Source organism: Pseudomonas sp. 05N434 (genome assembly GCF_056396965.1).
In genome coordinates this window covers 1-4,700 of record NZ_JBFTMK010000399.1, presented here as the reverse complement: position 1 = coordinate 4,700, position 4,700 = coordinate 1, and the positions used below count along the sequence as shown (strand labels likewise).

The following is a 4,700-nucleotide window of genomic DNA, read 5'->3' as shown; positions in this document are numbered from 1 at the left end:
GCGTCTACGTGGTGTTGAAACTTACCGAATACCGGCACTTGCTGGCCTCAGGGCTGGGCATGGAGCACAACACGTTTTTCACCCTCTACTGGATCCTCACCGGTTTTCATTTTCTCCATGTATTGCTCGGCATGGTCATTCTCGGATGGCTGGCCGAGCGCTGCCGTCGAGGCCTGTACAACGCCGCCAACCGCAGCGGGTTTGAATCGGGCGTGCTGTATTGGCACATGGTCGATCTGATCTGGGTCGTGCTGTTTCCGCTGGTGTACGTGCTGAATTGACGGAGGTTCTGATGTCGGCTTCCAGGTTGTTGCTCGTCTGCTGGGCAGCGTTGGCCACATTAAGCGTGTGCACCGTTGTGTTGTCACAAGTCGGCGCGACGTGGCTGTTGTCCATTGCCATTTTGCTGGTGGCGGTTGGCAAGGCCTGGCTGATCACCGATGGCTTCATGGAGATGCGCCATGCGCCGCGATTGTGGCGCCGGTTGATGGTGAGCTGGGCGCTGGTGTTGGCGGCAGTAGTGGGGCTGACGCTGGCGTCGTTCCGCTAAGTCGTTATGCGAACCCTGTAGCAGCTGCCGAAGGCTGCGTTCGGCTGCGCAGCAGTCGTAAACCCTGCCTCCTCAATCATCCTGAAACACCGCGGCGTCTGACTTTGCGACTGCTTCGCAGCCGAACGCAGCCTTCGGCAGCTGCTACAGGTTGGCCCTGATACCCGACCAAAACCATCTGCCTTTCTTGATCGCCATCAAGCAGGTTTTACCCCCTCGCTTTCTATCATGGGCACGCCAAGCAAAGAGGAAGCGACCATGTCAGAGACCTTCACCAAAGGCATGGCCAGGAATATCTACTTCGGGGGAAGCGTCTTTTTCTTCCTGATATTCCTGGCCTTGACCTATCACACGGAACAGACCTTTCCAGTGCGCAGCAACGAAGCGCAGTTAACCGAATCAGTGATTCGCGGCAAGACGGTCTGGGAGCAAAACAACTGCGTCGGCTGCCACACGTTGCTGGGCGAGGGCGCCTACTTTGCGCCAGAGCTGGGCAACGTATTCCAGCGGCGCGGCGGGGAGGAGGGCTTTAAACCTTTTCTACATGCCTGGATGAAAATGCAGCCGCTGGGCGTACCGGGCCGACGAGCGATGCCGCAGTTCWAGTTGAGCGAGCAAGAGGTGGATGACATCGCCGAGTTCCTCAAATGGAGCTCGAACATCAACACCAATGGCTGGCCGCCAAACAAGGAGGGCTAAGAGATGAGCATCGCTAATCCGCATCTGAAATTCGCCTCGCAAGCCGTGGCCAAACCGTACTTCGTGTTTGCCCTGATGCTGTTTCTCGGTCAGGTGCTGTTCGGTTTGATCATGGGGGTGCAATACGTGATCGGAGACTTTCTGTTCCCGATCATTCCCTTCAACGTGGCGCGGATGGTGCACACCAATCTGCTGATCGTCTGGTTGCTGTTCGGCTTCATGGGCGCCGCCTATTACCTGATTCCGGAAGAGGCCGACCGCGAACTGCACAGCCCGAAGCTGGCGATCATTCTGTTCTGGGTATTCGCCGCTGCTGGTGTGTTGACGATTCTCGGCTATCTGCTGGTGCCTTATGCGGGCCTGGCCAAACTGACGCATAACGAGCTGCTGCCGACCATGGGCCGGGAGTTCCTGGAGCAACCGACCATCACCAAGATGGGCATTGTGGTGGTGTGCCTGGGCTTTCTCTACAACATCGGCATGACCTTGCTCAAAGGTCGCAAGACCACCGTCAGCATGGTGATGATGACCGGGTTGATCGGCCTTGCGGTGTTCTTCCTGTTCTCCTTCTACAACCCCGGTAACCTGGCCCGCGACAAGTTCTACTGGTGGTGGGTGGTGCATCTTTGGGTGGAAGGCGTGTGGGAGCTGATCATGGGCTCGATGCTCGCCTTCGTGCTGATCAAGATCACCGGTGTCGACMGGGAAGTCGTGGAGAAATGGCTCTACGTGATCATCGCCATGGCCCTGATTACCGGGATCATCGGCACCGGTCACCACTTCTTCTGGATCGGTGCGCCCGAGGTCTGGCTGTGGGTCGGCTCGATCTTCTCCGCATTCGAACCGCTGCCGTTCCTGGCCATGGTGATCTTTGCCTTCAGCATGGTGAAGAACCGTCGGCGGCAACACCCGAACCGTGCCGCCACGCTGTGGGCCAAGGGCACCACGGTCACGGCGTTCTTCGGTGCGGGTGTCTGGGGCTTTCTGCATACCCTGGCGCCGGTCAACTTCTACACCCACGGTTCGCAATTGACGGCAGCGCACGGTCACCTGGCTTTCTACGGTGCTTACGCGATGATCGTGATGACCTTGATCAGCTACGCCATGCCACGCCTGCGCGGGCTGGGTGAAGCGGGTGACGAGCGTTCACAGACCCTCGAAGTCTGGGGCTTCTGGTTAATGACCCTGTCGATGGTGATGATCACGCTGTTCCTCACCGCGGCCGGTGTCGTACAGGTTTACCTGCAACGCTGGCAGGCCGATGGGATCGCGTTGCCATTCATGGCCACGGTCGAACATCTGCAAGTGCTGTTCTGGGCGCGTCTGGGTGCTGGTATCGGCTTCTTCGCCGGGCTGCTCTGTTACCTGTTCAGCTTCAAGCAACGTGGCCGCGCAGCCTTGCGCGCTCCGGCGGCGGTTGTACCTTCATGATCGGGTGCAATGGCTAGGAAAAGGTCGGCCCGGCTGATACAGCGGGCCGTTTTTTGGTTCCAGCAAGGGCAAGCATCATGGCGTTTACCGTCGAACTGGAAGAGTGGGTAGGCAGTGTCTGGCATCGTTTCATCACCCGGCGCGCCAGCCCTGATTTCCCCGAAGCACGGGTTGAACTGGCCAGCCAGCAACGCCCGCTGGCGCTGTTGTTCCGCGCCATGGGCGGTGCCAATGGCGTCGGTGTGGAAGCGGCCAGCGACCGCGATCTGCTGCTGCGACGCAACGTGTTGCAGCAAATCGCCGGCACCTGCAAACAAGTGCCGCTGGCGTGGTGTGACGAGCGTAATTTACGGCTGCCATCGAGCCTGGCGGTGTTTCCCGAAGTGGCACTGAATGAGGAACTCTATCGCTGGCTCGCGTTGCTGGCGGCACAGGCCGGGCAGATGCGCCACTGGGGCCGGGACAATCAACGCTGGACGCAACAGCTGCTGCGACGCTATCCCGCGCTGCGTGTTCGTTACCAACGACTGGTCGATGCCCATCTGCAATTGCGCCCCGATCCGGCCTCGTTGAACGGCAGCGAAGCGGCACTGGAACGGGCGTTATGCCAGGCGTTGCGCGAGCCCGGCAGTGTCGAGCACTTCCCCCGTAGCGAACGGGCCGCGTGGCCGTTGCCGCTGTGGTTGTACCCGCCGCAAAATCTCGCTAGTCCCCAGGCTGCCGATCTGGGCGATGAGTCCGAAGAGTCTTTGACCACGCCACCCGGCGAGCAGAAAGGCGGGCGTAAGCGCGCGACGCGGATCGATGAAAGCACCCGTGAAGGCGGGTTGCTGGTGGTGCGTCTGGAGAACCTGTTCAGCTGGACCGAGCACGTGGACCTGGATCGCTGGTCGGATGACAGCGAAGACCCGGACGCTGCCCGAGTCGCCGACGACCTGGATGAGTTGACGCTGTCGCGCACACGCCTGCGCAAGGGTGGCGGTCTCAAGCTGCATCTGGATTTACCACCGGCCGATGTCGACGATATTCCCCTCGGCGAGGGCATCAAGTTGCCGGAGTGGGACTATCGCAAACAACGGATGCAGGACAGCTTCGTCAACCTGCAAATGCTGGTGCCCCGCGACTGTGAGGCGCAGCCGCTGCCGCTACGCCTGAAGGCCTCGGCGCACCGTTTGCGGCGTCAGTTCGAGCACCTGCGCAATGATCGTCAATGGTTACGCCAACAACCTCAGGGATCAGAGCTGGACATGCAGGCCTGGCTGGATTTTCACGTTGATCGCGAGCATGGCCAGTGCGCCGAACGCGGTTTGTTCATGGAGCAGCGGCAGACTCGCCGCGACCTGGCGTGCCTGTTGCTGGCCGACGTGTCGATGTCCACTGACGCCCACCTGAACGATCAGCATCGTGTCATCGACGTGATCCGCGACAGCCTGCTGCTGTTCGGCGAAACCTTGTCGGTGCTGGGTGATGATTTCGCCCTGTACGGGTTTTCCTCGTTGCGTCGTCAGCAAGTGCGCATGCAGGAACTCAAGTCGTTCATCCAGCGTTATGACGACACCACCCGAGGTCGTATTCAAGGTCTCAAACCGGGGTATTACACACGCATGGGGGCTGCCATTCGCCAGGCCACGCAACTATTGGGCACGAGCAAGCGGCGCAGCAAACTGTTGCTGCTGCTGACGGATGGCAAACCGAATGATCTGGATCTGTATGAAGGGCGCTACGGTGTTGAAGATACTCGCGAGGCGGTGCTTGAGGCACGGCGTCAGGGGCTGACGCCGTTCTGTATCACGATCGATCGCGAGGCCGGGGATTACCTGCCGTACATGTTCGGCGCCAATGGCTACACCTTGATCCGCCAGCCCGAACAACTGCCCCTGCGCTTGCCGCAGTTGTACCGCCAGCTGACCCAACTGTGATGTCCTTGACCACCTGCGTCCCTGTAGCAGCTGCCGAAGGCTGCGTTCGGCTGCGCAGCAGTCGCAAAACCATACAACGCGGTGTTTCAGTCGTACCGTGG

5 protein-coding genes are annotated in these 4,700 nt (G+C 60.0%); all 5 read left to right on the top strand.

Annotation, left to right across the window (positions count from 1 at the left end; translation table 11 throughout):
• Positions 1–281, top strand: a 281-nt coding sequence (locus AC1DLB_RS21715) for a cytochrome c oxidase subunit 3 (RefSeq protein WP_477785614.1), incomplete at its 5' end; no start/stop codon positions are given.
• A gap of 11 nt (positions 282–292) precedes the next feature.
• Positions 293–550: a cytochrome C oxidase subunit IV family protein gene (locus tag AC1DLB_RS21710; RefSeq protein ID WP_064617215.1), complete on the top strand. Its 258-nt coding sequence runs from the start codon at positions 293–295 to the stop codon at positions 548–550.
• Positions 551–808: 258 nt separating this feature from the next.
• Entirely contained in the window at positions 809–1,249 is a 441-nt protein-coding gene (locus AC1DLB_RS21705; RefSeq protein ID WP_477785615.1) for a c-type cytochrome, read from the top strand.
• A gap of 3 nt (positions 1,250–1,252) precedes the next feature.
• Positions 1,253–2,680: a cbb3-type cytochrome c oxidase subunit I gene (locus AC1DLB_RS21700; protein WP_018927788.1), complete on the top strand. Its 1,428-nt coding sequence runs from the start codon at positions 1,253–1,255 to the stop codon at positions 2,678–2,680.
• A gap of 77 nt (positions 2,681–2,757) precedes the next feature.
• A complete protein-coding gene (locus AC1DLB_RS21695) occupies positions 2,758–4,599 on the top strand; it encodes a nitric oxide reductase activation protein NorD (RefSeq protein ID WP_477743989.1) in 1,842 nt (613 codons plus the stop codon).
• Positions 4,600–4,700 lie beyond the last annotated feature (101 nt).